Annotated in this window: 18 protein-coding genes; 9 read left to right on the top strand and 9 right to left on the bottom strand. The window is 58.4% G+C overall.

From position 1 onward, the window contains the following. Positions 1 to 14: 14 nt before the first annotated feature. The 5 genes from AAFN47_RS15495 to AAFN47_RS15515 form a co-directional block, all read right to left on the bottom strand. Positions 15 to 1,580 (bottom strand): efflux transporter outer membrane subunit, encoded by a 1,566-nt coding sequence (locus AAFN47_RS15495; protein WP_499810156.1) that lies wholly within the window; start codon positions 1,578 to 1,580, stop codon positions 15 to 17. Between the two features lie 11 nt (positions 1,581 to 1,591). Beyond that, positions 1,592 to 2,740, bottom strand: a complete 1,149-nt coding sequence (locus AAFN47_RS15500) for an HlyD family secretion protein (RefSeq protein ID WP_499810157.1) — start codon at positions 2,738 to 2,740, stop codon at positions 1,592 to 1,594. Between the two features lie 3 nt (positions 2,741 to 2,743). Beyond that, positions 2,744 to 3,145, bottom strand: coding sequence for a DUF3302 domain-containing protein (locus AAFN47_RS15505; RefSeq protein WP_499810158.1), 402 nt, complete (start codon positions 3,143 to 3,145; stop codon positions 2,744 to 2,746). A 153-nt stretch (positions 3,146 to 3,298) separates the two neighbouring features. After that, a complete protein-coding gene (locus AAFN47_RS15510) occupies positions 3,299 to 4,462 on the bottom strand; it encodes an acetate/propionate family kinase (RefSeq protein WP_499810159.1) in 1,164 nt (387 codons plus the stop codon). Between the two features lie 75 nt (positions 4,463 to 4,537). Further along, entirely contained in the window at positions 4,538 to 5,419 is an 882-nt protein-coding gene (locus tag AAFN47_RS15515) for a LysR family transcriptional regulator (RefSeq protein WP_499810160.1), read from the bottom strand. 106 nt (positions 5,420 to 5,525) lie between these two features. Between AAFN47_RS15515 and AAFN47_RS15520 the strand changes: the two genes are divergently transcribed. Next, a complete protein-coding gene (locus tag AAFN47_RS15520; protein ID WP_499810161.1) occupies positions 5,526 to 6,500 on the top strand; it encodes an NAD-dependent epimerase/dehydratase family protein in 975 nt (324 codons plus the stop codon). A 110-nt stretch (positions 6,501 to 6,610) separates the two neighbouring features. After that, positions 6,611 to 7,861, top strand: coding sequence for a flavodoxin-dependent (E)-4-hydroxy-3-methylbut-2-enyl-diphosphate synthase (ispG, locus tag AAFN47_RS15525; protein ID WP_499810162.1), 1,251 nt, complete (start codon positions 6,611 to 6,613; stop codon positions 7,859 to 7,861). 7 nt (positions 7,862 to 7,868) lie between these two features. On the opposite strand, the gene AAFN47_RS15530 is transcribed toward ispG, so the two are convergent. Then, positions 7,869 to 8,783 carry a polyprenyl synthetase family protein gene (locus tag AAFN47_RS15530; protein ID WP_499810163.1) on the bottom strand — a complete coding sequence of 305 codons (915 nt, stop codon included), beginning with the start codon at positions 8,781 to 8,783 and terminating at the stop codon, positions 7,869 to 7,871. Positions 8,784 to 8,924: 141 nt separating this feature from the next. On the opposite strand from AAFN47_RS15530, the gene mtgA reads away from it, so the two are divergent. The 5 genes from mtgA (at position 8,925) to AAFN47_RS15555 (ending at position 12,013) form a co-directional block, all read left to right on the top strand. Further along, positions 8,925 to 9,632 (top strand): monofunctional biosynthetic peptidoglycan transglycosylase, encoded by a 708-nt coding sequence (gene mtgA, locus AAFN47_RS15535; protein WP_499810164.1) that lies wholly within the window; start codon positions 8,925 to 8,927, stop codon positions 9,630 to 9,632. Positions 9,633 to 9,703: 71 nt separating this feature from the next. Continuing rightward, positions 9,704 to 10,429, top strand: coding sequence for a DUF1868 domain-containing protein (locus AAFN47_RS15540; RefSeq protein ID WP_499810165.1), 726 nt, complete (start codon positions 9,704 to 9,706; stop codon positions 10,427 to 10,429). 7 nt (positions 10,430 to 10,436) lie between these two features. After that, positions 10,437 to 11,084, top strand: a complete 648-nt coding sequence (locus tag AAFN47_RS15545; RefSeq protein WP_499810166.1) for a glutathione S-transferase family protein — start codon at positions 10,437 to 10,439, stop codon at positions 11,082 to 11,084. 164 nt (positions 11,085 to 11,248) lie between these two features. Then, positions 11,249 to 11,434: a 50S ribosomal protein L32 gene (rpmF, locus tag AAFN47_RS15550; protein WP_220231310.1), complete on the top strand. Its 186-nt coding sequence runs from the start codon at positions 11,249 to 11,251 to the stop codon at positions 11,432 to 11,434. A 237-nt stretch (positions 11,435 to 11,671) separates the two neighbouring features. After that, positions 11,672 to 12,013 carry a hypothetical protein gene (locus AAFN47_RS15555; protein WP_499810326.1) on the top strand — a complete coding sequence of 114 codons (342 nt, stop codon included), beginning with the start codon at positions 11,672 to 11,674 and terminating at the stop codon, positions 12,011 to 12,013. A 5-nt stretch (positions 12,014 to 12,018) separates the two neighbouring features. Here AAFN47_RS15555 and AAFN47_RS15560 read toward each other — a convergent pair whose 3' ends face one another. After that, a complete protein-coding gene (locus AAFN47_RS15560; protein ID WP_499810167.1) occupies positions 12,019 to 13,182 on the bottom strand; it encodes a M20 aminoacylase family protein in 1,164 nt (387 codons plus the stop codon). 98 nt (positions 13,183 to 13,280) lie between these two features. On the opposite strand from AAFN47_RS15560, the gene AAFN47_RS15565 reads away from it, so the two are divergent. Together AAFN47_RS15565 and AAFN47_RS15570 are read left to right on the top strand one after the other, a co-directional pair. Beyond that, entirely contained in the window at positions 13,281 to 14,462 is a 1,182-nt protein-coding gene (locus AAFN47_RS15565) for a D-alanyl-D-alanine carboxypeptidase family protein (protein WP_499810168.1), read from the top strand. A 17-nt stretch (positions 14,463 to 14,479) separates the two neighbouring features. Continuing rightward, on the top strand, positions 14,480 to 15,580 hold the full coding sequence (locus AAFN47_RS15570) for a CobW family GTP-binding protein (RefSeq protein WP_499810169.1): 1,101 nt from the start codon (positions 14,480 to 14,482) through the stop codon (positions 15,578 to 15,580). A gap of 6 nt (positions 15,581 to 15,586) precedes the next feature. Here the strand turns inward: AAFN47_RS15570 and AAFN47_RS15575 are convergent, their stop codons facing one another. Both AAFN47_RS15575 and AAFN47_RS15580 read right to left on the bottom strand, forming a co-directional pair. Further along, a complete protein-coding gene (locus tag AAFN47_RS15575) occupies positions 15,587 to 15,823 on the bottom strand; it encodes a sulfurtransferase TusA family protein (protein ID WP_499810170.1) in 237 nt (78 codons plus the stop codon). Next, entirely contained in the window at positions 15,820 to 17,001 is a 1,182-nt protein-coding gene (locus AAFN47_RS15580; RefSeq protein ID WP_499810171.1) for a L,D-transpeptidase family protein, read from the bottom strand. The genes AAFN47_RS15575 and AAFN47_RS15580 overlap by 4 nt, the downstream gene beginning before the upstream one ends. Positions 17,002 to 17,141 lie beyond the last annotated feature (140 nt).

The following is a 17,141-nucleotide window of genomic DNA, read 5'->3' on the forward strand; positions in this document are numbered from 1 at the left end:
CTGACGCGCCGGAATCAGCTTTCCGGCTGATCGACGCTGTCTGGCGCGCTTTCAAGCAACTTGCCCCAATTGGTGCGTTGTTCCATCTGCGTTCGGGTCTTGTCGTTGACGAAACCCTTCACATTGGGCGGAATCCAGCCGCCGGCGATGCCCTTGTAGATGGCGATAAGGTTGGTCAACACATCCGCGCGGGCGCTCACGAGGCGCGATTCAGAGCTGAATATCTGTCGCTGCGAATCCAGCACGCGGTCGTAGCCCGCAGTGCCGTCGCGATACTGGTCAAGCACGCGCGCTTCCGCGTCCTTTGCTGCCTTGACGCTGCGATAAAGATAGACTGTCTGCTGTTTTGCCTTGAAGAAAGCGGTGATGGACGTTTCCACTTCCGCATAGGCTTTCAGCACGGTGTTTTGATAATCGAGCAGCAGTTCCTGGAACTTGGCGTCCTGGGCTCGAACATTGTTGCGAATACGTCCGTAGTTCAGGAAATTCCAGGTGAAGCCGGGATTGATGAAAGCGTCGAAGCTGTTTTTCGTGAAAAGCGTTGCGACTTCCTTGGAACTGACGGCGATCGCGCCGCTGATTGTGAAGGCCGGATAAAGGTCGGCCTGCGCTACGCCGATCTGCGCCGACTGCGCCGCCGCCCGGTACTCTGCAGCGCGGATATCAGGCCGGCGTCGCAGCATATCCGCGGGAACGCCGACAGCAACCTGGGCCGGAATGATCGGCATACGCGCGTATCGCTTTTCCATGCGCGGCTTGATCTTGCCGGGCGTCTCGCCCAGCAGAACGCTCATGGCGTTGTAGGCTTCGGCCAGCTCGCCCTCAAGTTCCGGTATGATCGACAAAGTGTCATTGTACCGGGCCGTCGCCTCGTCGATATCGAGCTCGGTGGTTGTGCCATTTTCGAACTTCAGTTTGGCGATATCCAGGCTCTTCTTCTGCAGAGCCGCATTGTTTCGCGCCACGGAAATAAGCGCCTGCAGCTCCCGAATGGTGACATAGGTCACTGCGATGTCGCCGGTCAGCGTGACCAGAACATCATCGTAGCTTGCGATCTTGGCGGCCAGGTTCGCCTTGGCCGATTGCACGTCGCGGCGAATCTTGCCCCAGATGTCGATTTCCCAACCAGCGTCGAAGCCGACCTGATAACGCGTGAAATTGGTGTTGAGGTCAACAAAGCGCTCTGCTTCCTGCACGAAAGGATCATTCCTGCTGATCGACAGGTATTTGCCGTCGGCGAAGCCCTGCTGTTGCTGCGGAAACAGTTCGCCGCGCGCAATGCCGAGCTGAGCGCGGGCCTGGTAAACGCGGGCGCCGGCCGCCTCGAGCTGCAGGTTCTGTTGGTAGGCCTCGTTCACGAAGGCGTCGAGCGTCGGATCCTTGAACAGGGTCCACCAGTCAGCCACCGCCTCGCTGCGGGAGGTAAAGCCGGTTTTGCTGTTGACCTGAAGCCCGCTGGACCCTTGCGTCCAGTTATCGAGATAGGGCGCCTCCGGACGAATGAAGTCCGGCCCGACCATGCAGCCGCCGAGAAGCAGCGTGGCCGTGAAGATGACAGGAACACAGAATTGTCGGGTCATTCACGCAACCCTCACAGGAAATCCATCGGGAACAGGAAATTCGACCAGCTGTAGAGCCGGATGTTTATGCGTCTCAGGAATGCAAAATTCTGGCCGCCTCCGGTATAAATCGCGACGGCGCCGTGGGTGCCTGCCGGCAGCCTCTTCATGTTCGGATCATCGATATTGATCTGCACCGCAAACCGGCCCTGCAGGCTTGGAAAGCGGAAGGTCGGAACGTTGCCGCTAGGCTTGATCTGGCCCTGGCCGGTGCCCCACCAGACATCCACGACCTTGCCTTTGAAGATTTCGCCCGGATAGATGTCGAGCGCGACTTCCACATCCTGGCCCGGCTCGACGAATTTCAGGTGCTCCTGGTAGAAGCTGGCGAGAATATACGGGTCATCATCGGCGATCAGAACGGAAATCGCCCCGAAGCGCAGCGCGCCGACAACCAGTCCGGGCCGCGCCTGCTGGCTGATGATCACGCCGTCTTCCGGCGCTTTCATTGTCGTCTGATCGAGATAATATTTTGCTTCGTCAAGTTGCGCCTGAGCCGCGACAACCTGCGCATTGACCCCGTTCACCTGTGCGTCGATTGCGATCTGCGCCTTCTTCACGTTGGTGTTGGCTTCTGCGACGGCGGCGTTGGCGCTCGCCAGATCCGCTGTCCACTTGTCGAGCGATTCCTGTCGGGCGCCGCCCTTCGGCACCAGATTGCTGTAGCGGTCGAACTGCTGCTGCGCATAGGTCTGTTGAGCTTCGGCCTGACTGAGCTCCTGTTCGGCAAGGTCAAGGTCCTCCTGGAGCGCCTCGGCGTTCTGCTTGGCGCCGGCGAGATTGGCTTCGGCTTCCCGGACTTTCGCCTGATAGACGGACGTATCGAACTGATAAAGCGGATCGCCCTTTTTAACGGCCTGGTTGTTGTCGACGAACACCTCTTTCAGGAGGGTCGGTCCCTGCAGGCGCGGAACGAGCTGTATAGTCGGGCGGATGACATGCGCGTCCATCGAATATGGCTGGTAGAAGCGCAATGCGATGATGAATATCAGCAGCATGTGTACACCGACCCAGAAGCCGACAACGCCCCAGACGATATTGAATTTCAGCCATCTGAACCGGAAAAAGACCAGCCAGACGAAGACGACATAGATAAGGACGAGACCGAGAGCGATAAACATGGATTATGCTTTCTGTTCAGTCTGGGTCGCAGGTTCGCTCGCGACGGATTCCTCCGTCGGTACGGTATCGGTCGGCGGGGGCGTCAGGCCGGGCGGATGCGGCGCGTCGATCTCTCCGGTTTGGCCTTCTTTCGGCATCTTGCGCACGTCGACAGTGATGGAATCGTGTATCGACCAGATCAGCGCATGAATGTAGGGAAACACCGTGAACAGCCCGATCCAGCCGACATATTTGACGGCTTCCGCGTGCGGGTGGTTCCGCCTTTGGGCGATCTTTCCAGGCAATCCGCCGATTTGGATGAGGATGTAGAAGAACGCGACAATGCCAATGACCCCGAACAACAGGGTCCAAAGGTCAAACCGGTCAATCGGAAAATCGACGAGGGCATACTTGTCGCCGTCCATCGAGACGCCCTTTCTACTCAAACAAACTAAACTCAACTGTCGCGACCATAGACTCCGCCGAGTTAACATATTGCAACCGCAAGAGAAGAATAACGCGATTAGGCGAGAGCAGGATGTATGCCGGTAGGATTGGACCGAGATGTATTTGGGAAATTATTGCCCGATAAGTTCAAGTGCGTGGCGCGCTAAGACGATTTCTTCGTCCGTTTGAATAACGAACAGGCCGACGCTGGATTGGTCGGTTGAAATGACGGCGTCTCCTGAGCGATTGCGCCGGGTGTCGAACTCGACACCCATCCATTCGAACCCTTCACATACGGACTGGCGGATTCGCCAGGCGTTTTCGCCGATGCCGCCGCAGAAGATGACGGCGTCCAGCCCGCCCAGCATTGCGGCGAGGGCGCCCAGCTCGATCCGAATGCGGCCTGTGAAGTAATCGATCGCGCGATCGGCTTCCGGCGTCGCTGCGGCTTCCAGGGTCCGGAGATCGTTGGACAGGCCGGAAAGGCCCTTCAGCCCGCTGTCGTGATAGAGCATGTCCTCTATCGCATGGGCGCTCATCCCCTTCTCCTGCATGAGATACAGCACCACGCCCGGATCGAGTTGTCCGCAACGGGTGCCCATGGGCAGGCCGTCGAGAGCCGTGAAACCCATCGTCGATCCGATGCTGCGGCCGTTGTCGATTGCGCACATCGAGGCGCCGTTGCCGAGATGACAGGCCACAACCCGTCCCGATGCATGCGTCGGAGAAATTACGCGCAGGCGGCCGCTCACATATTCATAAGACAGGCCGTGGAAGCCGTAACGGCGCACCCCTTCCTCGTAGAATCGATAGGGCAGCGCAAAGGCGTCGTTAATCCAGGGTTGATCTCGATGAAACGCGGTGTCGAAGCAGCCGACCTGAATCGCGTCGGGAAAGGCCGCCGCCGCCGCATCGACGCCGGCGAGGTTGTTTGGCTGATGCAATGGCGCGAGCGGAATCAGCGCACGCAATTTCTCGATCGTTTCCTTGTCAAGCACGACCGGTCGGCTGAATTGCGTGCCGCCATGAACGATTCGATGCCCAACAGAGGCAATACTGATATCGGGAAACTCGGTGCGTAAAAGATCAAGGATCGCCGAAAGCGCGGCGCCATGGTCGCTGACATTCGCATCTTCCAGAGAGCGGTCGATGATGGATTCTGCGTTGCGCTTTGCCGAAATGCGCGGCGCCGTTCCGATGCCGTCTATCTGTCCGCGAAGGACTTCCCGCACGTCGCTGTCGAAAATCGCGAATTTGATGGAGGAGGAACCGCAATTCAGCGTCAGAAGATGCAAGGCAGGCTCCCATGGAAGGCAGATTGCAGAAAGGATCGTGGAGAAACGGGCGGGTTGTTAATGTCTGGCCACACCCTATTCGTCAAGCGGCAGGGCGCGTAGGGCCTCATATAAGTAATCCATGGTCCTGCGAATGCGTCGGCTGGTGCGCAGCTCACTGTGCGAGGCAAGCCACAACGGCAGCGAAGGTATCTGGATTTCCGGCAAAATGCGGATCAGATCCGGACAGTTTTTTGCAATGAATTGCGCGATGAAGCCGATCCCGGCGCCGCTTTTGACAAGCTCGACGTAGGCGATCTGGTGATCAGTGCGAATAGTGAAGTCGTTTCGCCGAGCCTTGAATCCCAGGCGCGTCATGCTGTCGATAATCAAATCGGAGCGATCCATGCCAATTACCCGGTGCGCCAAGAGCGCATCGGGAGATTTCGGGACGCCGTCCTGGTGGGCAAGCTCCCGGTGCATGTAGACGCCAATGCCCATGTCGTTCACCTTGCGTGCAATCACGTCGTTCTGGTCAGACCTCACCATGCGTATGGCGATATCGGCGTCGCGACTGAGCAGGTTCTCGACCGTGTTGCTCGGCGCGAGTTCGATTTCAATGTCCGGTTCTTCCTGGGCGAAACCGGCGATAATCGCAGGCAGAATGAAAGTGGCGACCACTTCGCTGGCTGTAATACGTACAGTTCCACCGACATTTTCCACTTTGCCGGCGGCCCGTAGCGCCAAGTGATCGGCGCCGCGGCGCATGTCTCTTGCATCGTCAATCAAGGACAATCCGGCCTCTGTCGGCGTCATGCCATGCCGGCCTCGCGAAAACAGCGTTAGGCCGAGTTCGGCTTCAAGCGCGTCGATATGGCGGCCAATGGTCGGTTGACTGACGCCAAGCCTTTCTGCGGCCTGCGCGAGCGTGCCATTCTCGGCGACCGCAAGAAAGCTGCGTATGAGATCCCAATCCAACATCAATGCAATAATGAATAATAACCCTTCATTCCTGTCAATTTAAAAAACGAAAATGAAAGAATATCTGTTGGGTGTTCGCAACCTCATCCGAAAGGAAAACATGATGACGACAGTCGCGATCCTCGGCGCCAACGGCCGTCTTTCGAATATGACGGCCCGCGCTTTTCAGAATGCCGGCTATCGTGTCGTCGCAGTGACGCGCAACGGCAAGGCGAAGGGCCTCCCGGCAGATGTCGAACAGCGCGCCGCCGATGCGCTTGACCGGCAGGCGCTGATCCGCGCCACCGCATGCGCAGACATCATCTTCAATGGTCTCAATCCGCTCTATCCCGATTGGCGTCGAAAAGTCATTCCGATGGGGGAAAACGTCATGGCCGCCGCCCGCGCCCACGGTTCTCAGCATATCTTCGCTGGTAACCTCTATAATTACGGCCGCTCCATCCCGGCGACGGTTGTCGACGACACGCCATTTGAGGACTCGACGCGCAAGGGCGCCATCCGCAACCGGGTGGAGGAACTATTCGCGCGCGAAGCGGCATCCTCGAACGTTCGGACGATGGTGCTGAGAGCCGGTGACTTCTACGGCGGCGGCGTGCCAGGCTCTTGGTTCGACCTGATGCTCGCAGCACGGTTGAGCAAGGGCAAATTCACCTATCCCGGTTCTATGGATCTCGTTCACAGTTGGGCCTATCTGCCCGATCTCGCCCGGGCTTTTGTGGCTTTGGCCGATCGCCGGGACGAGACGTCGCCCTACGAAGCATTCCTCTTCCACGGGCACGCCATGACCGGCCATGGTATGAAGGCGCATATTGAAGCGGCCATCGGCGAGGAACTGGCCGTTGCGAGTGTGCCTTGGCCGCTGCTGCGACTGGGTGGCCTCTTCTCGCCGATGTTGAGAGAAGTGATCGAGATGAAATATCTCTGGGACAGACCGCACGCGCTTGACAGTGGCAAGCTGGAGATGCTGATCGGCGCCGAGCCGCATACCAGACCGCAGGCGGCGGTCGCCGCCGCGTTGCGCGATCTCGGACTTCTGCGGACAGGCGGCGGAAGCTATCCGGTGACCGAAGCAGCGTGACGGCCAAAAGCATTATGATCCGGCGGCGGTAAAATCTGCCGCCGGATTGTTGACATCATGCTCCGAATGGCCCACCTCACCGATAGAAATCGGGTTTTCGGACAGAAACGATGGATTCCTATTACGCAGAGGTTTTTGAACGCCGCCAGTCGACGGGCGTTGACGTCGGCGGCGTGGTGGTCGGCGGATCGAGCCCTATCGTCGTCCAGTCAATGACCAATACAGATACGGCGGACGTGGATTTGACGGTTGCGCAGGTCGCCGCTCTCCACAAGGCAGGTTCGGAAATCGTGCGCATCACGGTCGATCGTGATGAAAGCGCGGCCGCGGTGCCGCGCATACGCGACCGTTTGATGCGGCTCGGCGTCGACGTGCCTCTCGTTGGCGACTTCCACTATATTGGCCACAAATTGCTCGCCGACCACCCGGCCTGCGCAGAAGCGCTGGCGAAATACCGCATCAATCCGGGCAATGTCGGCTTCAAGGACAAGAAGGACAAGCAATTCGCCGCGATCATCGAAATGGCGATGCGTTACGACAAACCTGTGCGGATCGGCGTCAACTGGGGTTCGCTTGACCAGGCTCTGCTTACGAGGCTGATGGACGAAAACCAGGAGCGAGGCGGCCCGTTGAGCGCGCAGGAAGTCATGCGCGAGGCGGTTGTCCAGTCGGCGCTGCTTTCGGCCGAACTCGCCGAGGAACTGGGGCTTGGGCGCGACCGGATCATCCTGTCGGCCAAGGTCAGCCAGGTCCAGGACCTGATCGCCGTCTATGCCGAACTCGCGAAACGCTCGAACCACGCCCTGCATCTGGGCCTGACTGAAGCCGGCATGGGCACGAAGGGGATCGTCGCTTCGTCAGCGGCGCTCGCCATCCTGATGCAGCAGGGCATTGGAGACACGATTCGCATTTCCCTGACGCCGGAACCCGGCGGCGACCGCACCCGCGAGGTGCAGGTGGCGCAGGAGCTTCTGCAGGTCATGGGATTTCGTCAGTTCGTTCCCATCGTCGCGGCGTGTCCGGGCTGTGGCCGGACGACCTCGACGGTGTTTCAGGAACTGGCGCAGAAAATTCAGGACGACATTCGCCGCAACATGCCGGTCTGGCGTGAGAAATATCCGGGCGTCGAAGCGCTGAACGTCGCGGTTATGGGCTGCATTGTAAACGGGCCAGGGGAGTCGAAGCACGCGGACATCGGTATTTCTCTTCCCGGCACCGGCGAAACGCCGGTTGCGCCGGTCTTCGTCGACGGGGAAAAGGTCAAGACGTTGCGCGGGGCAAACATTGCGGCGGCTTTCGAGGCGATGGTGGGCGAATACATCGAAAACCGCTTCGGGCAAAAGGTGGAAGCAGCCGAGTAGTTCGGGTTCAGCTTTCGCGGTTGGCGATAAAATTGGCAGTTTGTCGCAGGATGTCGGCGCGATCGCCAAAGGGCTCCAGCAAGGCGCGAGCCTCGCCTACCAATCCGTCAAGCCGTTCGCGCGCCCATTCCACGCCGTGCAAGCCGATCAGCGTCCCCTTTCCACGCGCGGCGTCCTTGCCGGTCGCCTTGCCCATCTGGCTTGCATCTGAAGTTACGTCCAGCAGGTCGTCGGCAAGCTGGAAGGCAAGGCCGATCATCTCGCCGAAGCGTTTCAACCCGTCGCGTTCCGTCGCCGTCGCATTGCCGACGATCGCGCCGGCCTCGCAGGCATAGCGCAACAGCGCGCCGGTCTTCATCGATTGGAGCCGGATGATCCCTGATTCATCCGGTGCAGTACTTTCGGCGTCGAGGTCGAGTATCTGTCCTCCCGCCATGCCGCCCATCCCCGCAGCCTGCGCAAGCCCAAGCATCAGCGCCGCCTTGCGACTATCATCCAGCCCGGATTGCGGTCGGGCAAGAACATCGAAAGCCAAAGTTAGCAGGGAATCGCCGGCGAGGATCGCCGTCGCCTCGTCAAAGGCGATGTGCACGGTCGGCTTCCCGCGTCTCAAATCGTCGTTATCCATCGCCGGTAGATCATCATGAATCAGCGAATAGCAATGTATAAGCTCCAGCGCCGCGCCTGTCGCCAGCGCCGCCGCCATATCGGCGTCGAAGATGCGGGCCGCCTCGATGACCAGGAAAGGCCGGATACGTTTGCCGCCGTTCAGAACTCCATGGCGCATGGCCGCAAGCAGTTTCGGCGGGCGAGTGATTTCCTCCCCGGCGCAATCGGGCGAGAGCAACCGGTCGAGCACGGCTTCGACCTCGACGGCCCGCTGGGTCAAAAGCCCGCTGAAACTTTTTGATGCGTCGTTCATGGCCGGCTTATTGACATGGCTTGTGACCATCGGCAAGCCACAGGACACTTGTATTGATGTGCGGACTGTTATCGCGTCGCAGGATGTGCTTTAGAAAGTTCTGCGCATGCGGTGTTCAGGAAAACGGCGGCAAAGGCGAAGATGGCGACCAGCAAACCCAGATCCTGGATCCGGAAAGCGGTTCGGTGGATATTTGCTGTCGTCGTCGCCTGGGTTGTTCTGGTCGCCGCCCTCACAGCGCTCTATCGAGCGCCCGCTCTTCACCCGGTTTCCACCCTGATGCTGCGCGATGTTGTTTTATTGCGAGGTTATGACCGCCAATGGGTGGATTTCGAGGATATTTCGCCGGCTCTCGTTCAGTCAGTAATGATGTCCGAAGACGGCCGGTTTTGCGCCCATGGCGGCGTTGACTGGGGCGCGCTCGACAGCGTGATAGACAATGCTCTCGAGGGTGAACGAACCCGGGGCGCCAGCACAATCGCCATGCAGACGGTGAAGAATCTCTATCTGTGGTCCAGTCGATCCTATATCCGCAAGCTGCTTGAAGTTCCGCTGGCCATGGTGGTCGATGCCGTCTGGTCGAAACGCAGGACGATGGAAATCTACCTCAATATCGCCCAATGGGGGCCTGACCTTTACGGGATCGGCGCAGCCTCCGAACGGTATTTCGGCGTATCGGCCGCGCAACTGTCACGGCGGCAGGCGGCCTATCTTGCGGTTTCGCTTCCAAATCCGATCGAACGTAATCCGGCGAAGCCGTCGAGCGGCATGACCCGCCTTGCAGGCATTGTCGAGAAACGGGCCGCGCAATCGGGCGCATATATCAAATGTCTTGATGAGGCCGGTTAATTTTATTGGTTGGTCGGCGCACATGCGTCACGATAGAATCAGCCACAGGCTCTTCGGTTACAGGACCTACGATGCAGACAGACACAGCGATTGAAGCGCTGCGCGCCTTTGGCGCCACAGGCAAGTCAGGTCCGACCCGGCATTACGGAACCCGTTTCGACAGCGAGGGCAATTTCCTGAATGAACCGGGCAACACTATCGTCAGCCATGTGACAAAAGGTTCGACGACGCAAGCGGCTCTCGTCGAAGTCCGCACGCGGCTAATGAAACTTCCCTTTGCGCATCACTTCTCGTTCACTCCGGTTTCGAGCCTTCACATGACCCTTGCCCAGGGCGTCATCGAATTCCGGCGCAAGGAAAAATTTTGGCCGGAAGGGGTCGATCATGACGCCGATTTCGACTGCATCACGGACCTCTATTGCGATCGCCTGAAGACATTTCCGGATGTCGGCGCATTCCGTACACGGGCGGCAAGAGTGACGCCGCTTGGCGTCACTCTCGCCGGAGCGACCGGCAAGGACGAGTCAACGCTTCGTCGCTGGCGCGACGAACTCTGCGAACCGCTCGGCTTCCGGCATCCAGACCATGACGGCTACGTGTTCCACATTACGCTCGCCTATCTCATAGACTGGTTGCCTGAGGAAGCGCTGCCTGTCTATGCCAGGGCGTTGGCCGACTGCACGACGTTGTTGCAGTCAAGAGCGCCGACGCTGGAACTCGATGATCCATATTTTTGCAGCTTCGAGGACATGAACCACTTCGAGCCGCTGCTCAATCTTAGGCGCACAGACAGGTAGCCAAGCAATGGTCGATCTTACTCTCTACATCGGTAACAAGAACTATTCGTCCTGGTCCTTCCGACTGTGGATCGCAATGCGTCACTTCGATATCCCGTTCGATGAAGAACTGGTCCCGTTCGACTTCGCGGCGGGCAACCCGGCTTTCGCAGCCTTTTCGCCGACCAACCGGGTGCCGGTGCTCAAGCATGGCGATCTTACTGTCTGGGAAAGTCTTGCCATTCTGGAGTATCTCGCCGATCTCTACCCGGAAAAGCAGCTCTGGCCAGTCCGGCCCGAAATGCGCGCGCAGGCGCGCTCCGTCAGCGCTGAAATGCTCAGTGGATTTATCGCCTTGCGGTCCGAATGTCCGATGAACATGCGTCGGGAGCCCGGCGTCCTCGAGATTTCGGACGCCGCCAAGCGTGATGTTGCGCGGGTAGAGCAGATTTGGCGCGAGTGTAGCGAGGCCCATGGCGGACCCTATCTTTTCAGCGACTTCTCGATTGCTGACGCCATGTATGCGCCGGTTGTCAACCGGCTTGAAATCTACATGCTTGCGGGCGATCCGGTGGTCCTCGACTACATGAAAACAATGAAGTCCTTGCCCGCATGGCGCGAATGGGAACTCTCCGGCAGGCAGGAGCCATGGATCGTAGAAGAGGACGAGGTCTGACTCTTCCAGAAGAGATTCGTCGACATGCTTAAAAAAATGCGCGGTAATGCTGGTCAAACGGTGAAATCCGCTGTATAAGCCCGCCCAATTTCCGAGATTGACATGCGCTCGATCCGGCCGCATCGGCTGGAACCGGCGCATTGATCCATGAGTGGAGTAGTGAAATGGCTGTACCAAAGAGAAAAGTGACCCGCTCGAAGCGTGGCAATCGCCGCTCGACCGACGCTCTGGAGGCTCCGACCTATGTCGAGGACCAGACTTCCGGCGAACTGCGCCGTCCGCATCATATCGATCTGAAGACCGGCATGTATCGCGGTCGACAGGTTCTGAAGGTCAAAGAAGACGCCTGACGCGGGCGTCAATCGCTGTTGAAAATGGCCGGCCGTGCGCCGGCCTTTTTGTTATTGGTCAAACCGGTTGGAACGTCTGGCCGCAATTCTGACACGGACTTTATTCTTCATATTCGGAACAAATACTACTTTCCACGAGTAGTATCCGGGTGTCATGAAGCAGGTTCTCAGATGATTGCAACTATTCCACTGATGATCATTCCGTTGATCGCCTACAACGCCATCTTGTTCGCGCCAATGCTTGGACAGGATTTCGGGGCGCTTACGTCGACGATGTTCAGCCTGGAAATGCTGTCCGGCGCTGTCTGGACCATGGACCTTTCAGCGATGCTGATCGCCGGAGCGCTTGTCCTGTTATTCGTAGAAATATTGAAGGCGACCCGGACCGGCTCCTGGTCGCTTGCCGATCATCTGCTGTCGACGCTCGTATTCATCGCGTTTTTGATCGAATTTCTCACCGTCAGACAGGCTGCGACCGGAACCTTCTTTATTCTCACCGCAATCGCGCTGATTGACTTGGTGGCCGGGTTCTCAGTCGCGATCCGGTCCGCCGGCCGCGATGTCGCAATCGGCTTGTGAACCGATCAGTTCGCCAGCGCCGTTTCTGCAAGCCGAACCCAGTATGATACGCCGTAGCTGATCGCTTCGTCGTTGAAATCATATTCGGGGTGATGCAGATTCGCCGTGTCGCCATTGCCCATGAATATGAAGGCTCCGGGGCGCGCTTCCAGCATGAAGGAAAAATCCTCGCCGCCCATCGTCGGATCGGTATCGGTGACGACACGGTTTGGTCCGGTGACCTGCTCGGCTACGGAGATCGAAAAGTCAGTCTGGTCGTCGTGATTGTAGGTCACGGGATAGCCGCGGTGGAAGTGAATGGACGCCGAGGCGTCGTGTGACGCGGCGATGCCGGTCGCGATCTGCTTGAGACGATCCTCGGCCATCTTGCGGACATCGGCGGAGAGGGTCCGGATAGTGCCGCCCAGTTCTGCTTCGGAGGGGATCACGTTGTGCGTGGTGCCCGCCTGAAATTTCGTTACCGAAACGACGACAGAATCGACCGGACTTGTGTTTCTCGAAGCAATCAACTGCAGACTAGAGACAATCTGGGCGCCGATGGCGATCGGATCGATCGCCTGATGCGGCATCGCCGCATGGCCGCCGCGCGCTTTAAGCTTGATCGAAAACTCGTCGGTTGCAGCCATTATGGCGCCCTTGCGAATCGCGAATTCGCCAACCGGCAGCCCCGGCAGATTGTGCATGCCATAGACTTCGGCGATGCCAAAGCGTTCCATCATCCCGTCATTGACCATCTCGCGGCCACCAGCGCCGCCTTCTTCCGCCGGCTGAAATATTACCGCTACAGCGCCGCTGAAATTGCGTGTCTCAGCAAGATATTTGGCGGCGCCCAGAAGCATGGCCGTGTGGCCGTCATGGCCGCAGGCGTGCATTTTGCCGTCAACTTCGGAACTCCAGGGCTTGCCCGTGGCTTCCTTGATAGGCAGTGCGTCCATATCGGCGCGTAATCCGATAACCCGGTCTCCGCCGCCCGATCCCTTGATAATGCCGACCACGCCGGTGCGCCCGATTCCGGTTATGACATCGTCGCAACCGAACGCCTTCAGCTTCTCCGTGACGAAACCCGCAGTCTTGTGGACATCAAACAGAAGTTCGGGCTGAGTATGGAGGTGGCGGCGCCACTGGGAGATTTCTTCCTGCATTTCTGCGGCTCGATTCAATATCGGCATTAATAATAACCTCGTTTTGTAGGTATTGGTTATTTTGTTATATGGCATATATGCCAGCTTGTCGGTACACACAATTCGCATTCTGCGAGAGGTTCGACGTGACAACATTTCGAAATAGGACCAATCCGGGTCCATTGCTTCTCCTGCTGAGCCTGTTGCTTCTGTTGACAGGACCGGCGCAGGCCGCCGGGCCCACCATTGTGGTGGATGTCGAAAGCGGCCGGGTGCTCGAGCATAATGACGCCTTCCAACGGTGGTATCCAGCTTCGCTAACCAAACTGATGACGGCCTATGTCGTATTCCGGGCCGTGCGCGCCGGCCAGGTCAGCATGGACTCTCTGGTAACCGTCAGCGCCGAGGCGGCCAAGGCGCCGCCCAGCAAGATGTATTACAAGCCCGGATCGCAACTTACCCTCGACAACGCCTTGAAGATCATTCTCGTGAAATCCGCCAATGACGTGTCGGAGGCGATCGCCGAATCGGTCGCAGGATCGCAGCAGGCATTTGTCGACCGAATGAACGCCGAAGCCCGTCGTCTTGGCCTCATGGATACGCGATTTGTCAATCCGCACGGCTTGCCAGGAAAGGGCCAAAGCACCACGGCGCGCGATATGGCGTTGCTTGGGATGGCCTTACACAACGAGTTTCCGCAATTTTCTCTCTATTTCAACCTGGAGGCGATCTCCACAGGAAAGCGAACATACGAGAATTACAATATTCTCATCGGCCGGTTTCGCGGCGCCAACGGCATGAAAACCGGCTTCATCTGCTCCTCCGGCTTCAACCAGGTTTCCTCCGCAACCCGCAATGGACGCACGGTCGTGTCGGTTGTTCTGGGAGCAAAGGATCAGGAAGAAAGAGCCAGTGAATCAGCCCGTCTGCTGCAAAAGGGACTAACCTCTTCGAAATTCGCCGCCCCTAGACTGGATTCCCTGAAGCCCTATGGCGCCAATAGGCTACAAACGGTCGACCTCAGACCGCAGATCTGTTCTGCGGAAGCGCGCAAGAACCGCAATCGGGTTACCGATGAGAGCGGCAATCTCAGCGTAACGTCCGCCTATATCCATCCGATGCGCCGGCCAGCGCGCGCGGTGTCCGTTGGCCTCGTCGGCAGCGTTAATCCGGCGCTCGCCGGGCGAAGAATTCCGGTGCCGAAACCCCGGCCCGCCCAGATTGGCCGCGGCGTTGTCGCGATCACGGCAGGCGCCTCCGCCGCGCCTGTATCGACCGGGCAGCCTGCGCCGGGTATGCCCGTGCCCCGGCCGAAGCCGCGGCGTTAGCGCAGGAGTTCGTGGTTATGGCTCCTGCAACGCCAATACCGGTTTCGATCGTCACGGGATTTCTCGGGAGCGGCAAGACGACGCTCCTCAACCGGCTTCTGAAAGATCCGTCTCTGGTCGACACTGCCGTGATCATCAACGAGTTCGGCGATGTCGGCATCGATCATCTTCTGGTCGAACAGTCCAATGACGGCGTGATCGAACTCTCGGACGGTTGTTTGTGTTGCACCATTCGCGGCGATCTCGTCGATACGCTGGCCGATCTGATCGATCGTCTTCAGACCGGACGCATCAGGGCGCTTAGCCGCGTGTTAATTGAAACGACGGGGCTCGCCGATCCTGCGCCGGTGCTGCAGGTTATCATGGCGCAGCCCGTGCTTTCGCAGGTCTATCGTCTTGACGGCGTGATCGTCACGGTCGACGCCGTCAACGGGTCCACGACGCTCGACAATCACGAAGAAGCAATCAAACAGGTAGCAATGGCCGACAGGATCGTTCTGACCAAAACGGACCTTGTCGATCGGGACTCACCGGAATTCGCACGTTTCACGACACGGTTGATGCAACTCAACCCGGGCGCGCCACAGGTGTCCGCCCAGGATGGCGGAGGGATCAAGGCGGAGCTGTTCGATTGCGGCCTCTACGATCCGGAGACCAAGACGGCTGATGTCTCCCGCTGGCTGAGAGACGCAGCTGTCGAAGAACATCACCATCACCATGGGCATGACGTCAATCGACACGATAGCCGTATTCGCGCCTTCACGCTGCAACACGACAAGCCAATCGATCCAGGCGCCTTTGAAACATTCATCGATCTGCTTCGATCGGTCCAGGGCGAGCGTTTGTTGCGCTTTAAGGCGATTGTGCGCCTTGCGGACAATCCCGATCGCCCGCTGGTCGTCCATGGCGTGCAGAGTGTTTTTCATCCGCCTGCGAGACTGGCCGCGTGGCCGGATGAGGATCGCAGAACGCGGCTGGTAATTATCTCCCGCGATCTCGATGAAAACTACGTCCGCAGGTTATTCGACGCTATTCTCGGCACGCCGAGCATTGACACGCCCGATCGCGAAGCACTTGCAAACAACCCACTCGCCGTCCCGGGCGTCCGGGCGGGATGAAAAGCGCTATCTCTTTTCGATCAGGAAACGATTGCCATCGGCGATCGTTGTGGTCTCGACCAGAAGGTGACCGGCCTCCTTGCAAAAATGCGGAATGTCGATAGCGGCGAGCGGGTCGCTGGTCTCGACCCAAATCCGGTCGCCTGCCTTGAGATTCTGCAGGCGACGCCGCGTCTTGAGAACCGGCAGCGGGCATTTCAGTCCGCGCAGATCATAGATCTCGGTCGTTGAGGACCGGGTCATTCCCTTTTCCAGACTTTCCACCAGGTTTTTTTGGATTTTGCATCCTGGGGTTGGCCGGCCTGCTGTTCTTCCGTGATTTCCGCCGTCTCCCGGGTTTCAGGTAGTTCGGGAGCCGTTCCTGGCGCCTCCGTTGCAGCCTGCTCCGCCTGCGGCGCGACCTCGCTAGTCGGCTGTGCCGCTGTTTCTTCCAGGAGTCCGGCCGTCGCCGGAACGTTACGCGCATTCCGGTTGTTGAGCTTCGGCGTGCTTTGTTCGGGGGTTGCCTGGGCTTCCGGAACAATCGAAACGACTCTCGGTTTCCGCTTTGCCTCCAGTTTGCTGACTTCAGCAGCGAATTCCGTGTTGTATGTGTCCAGGTAGGACGCATAGGCGAGCCGCAGCGATTGCGGTGCTTCCGACGGCGGGCAAGCCTGTCTGGCGTTGAACTCCTTGTCGTCGTCGGCGACCTGGTTAAACACGTATCTGCGGTCGCAAATGTCAACTTTCGGCGGCATCTTCGTGAGTTCGAAGTGATCGTAGCCGACTTTGAGCATCTCCCAGAATTCATAGTGATCGTTGCCGCGGTGCCGCGCCATGTTTTCGGCCGTCATGCGGAACGGATAGGCTTGCACCTGGAAGAATGGCTGTCCTCCACGAAAGGCTTCACGCGCAAAGGCGTAAATCTCGAGGACCTGTTCGTCGGTCATTGAATAGCATCCGGCGGAAGAACAGGCGCCGTGCACCATCAGATTGCTTCCCGTCCGGCCATGCGAACGATCATAGGTGTTGGGATAACCCATGTTGAATGCGAGATAGTAGTTCGACTTGGGATTCATCTGGTAAGGACGAATCTCGTAATAGCCTTCGGGCGCCTGCCGGTCGCCTTCCTTGAATTTCGGGCCAAGTTTGCCGGACCATTTGCAGATCTCGTATTCCTTGACCATGGCGTAACGGCCATTGGTCTTGGCTTTCCAGATTTCGAGAACGCCCTCTTCCTTGAAGATCCGCATCATGATCGGCGCGCGAACCCGCTGGTCGTGCGCCTTCATCTTGTTCACGAGCTTGTCCGGGAGAGGGTATTCAGCCTTGTTGTCGACCGACTCCAGCACATCCTGACAGGCTGTCAGCGCAAGGGACAGGCCCAAAACTGCGACAGTCGTTTTCAGACGACGGGCTTTGGTGATGTTTGCGACTGGCATTTCCGTCCCGGTTTTCGAAGTAGCCCTTGAAGGGCCTCACCCTGATCGACCAGAATTATGGCGAATATGGTTCACGAATCTTTACCACGATGCCGAATTTTGTACTGTGGAGCGTAAATATAAAGCAAAAACTGTGATTG

It is taken from the genome of Hoeflea sp. CAU 1731, from assembly GCF_039888615.1.
Lineage (GTDB): Bacteria > Pseudomonadota > Alphaproteobacteria > Rhizobiales > Rhizobiaceae > Flavimaribacter.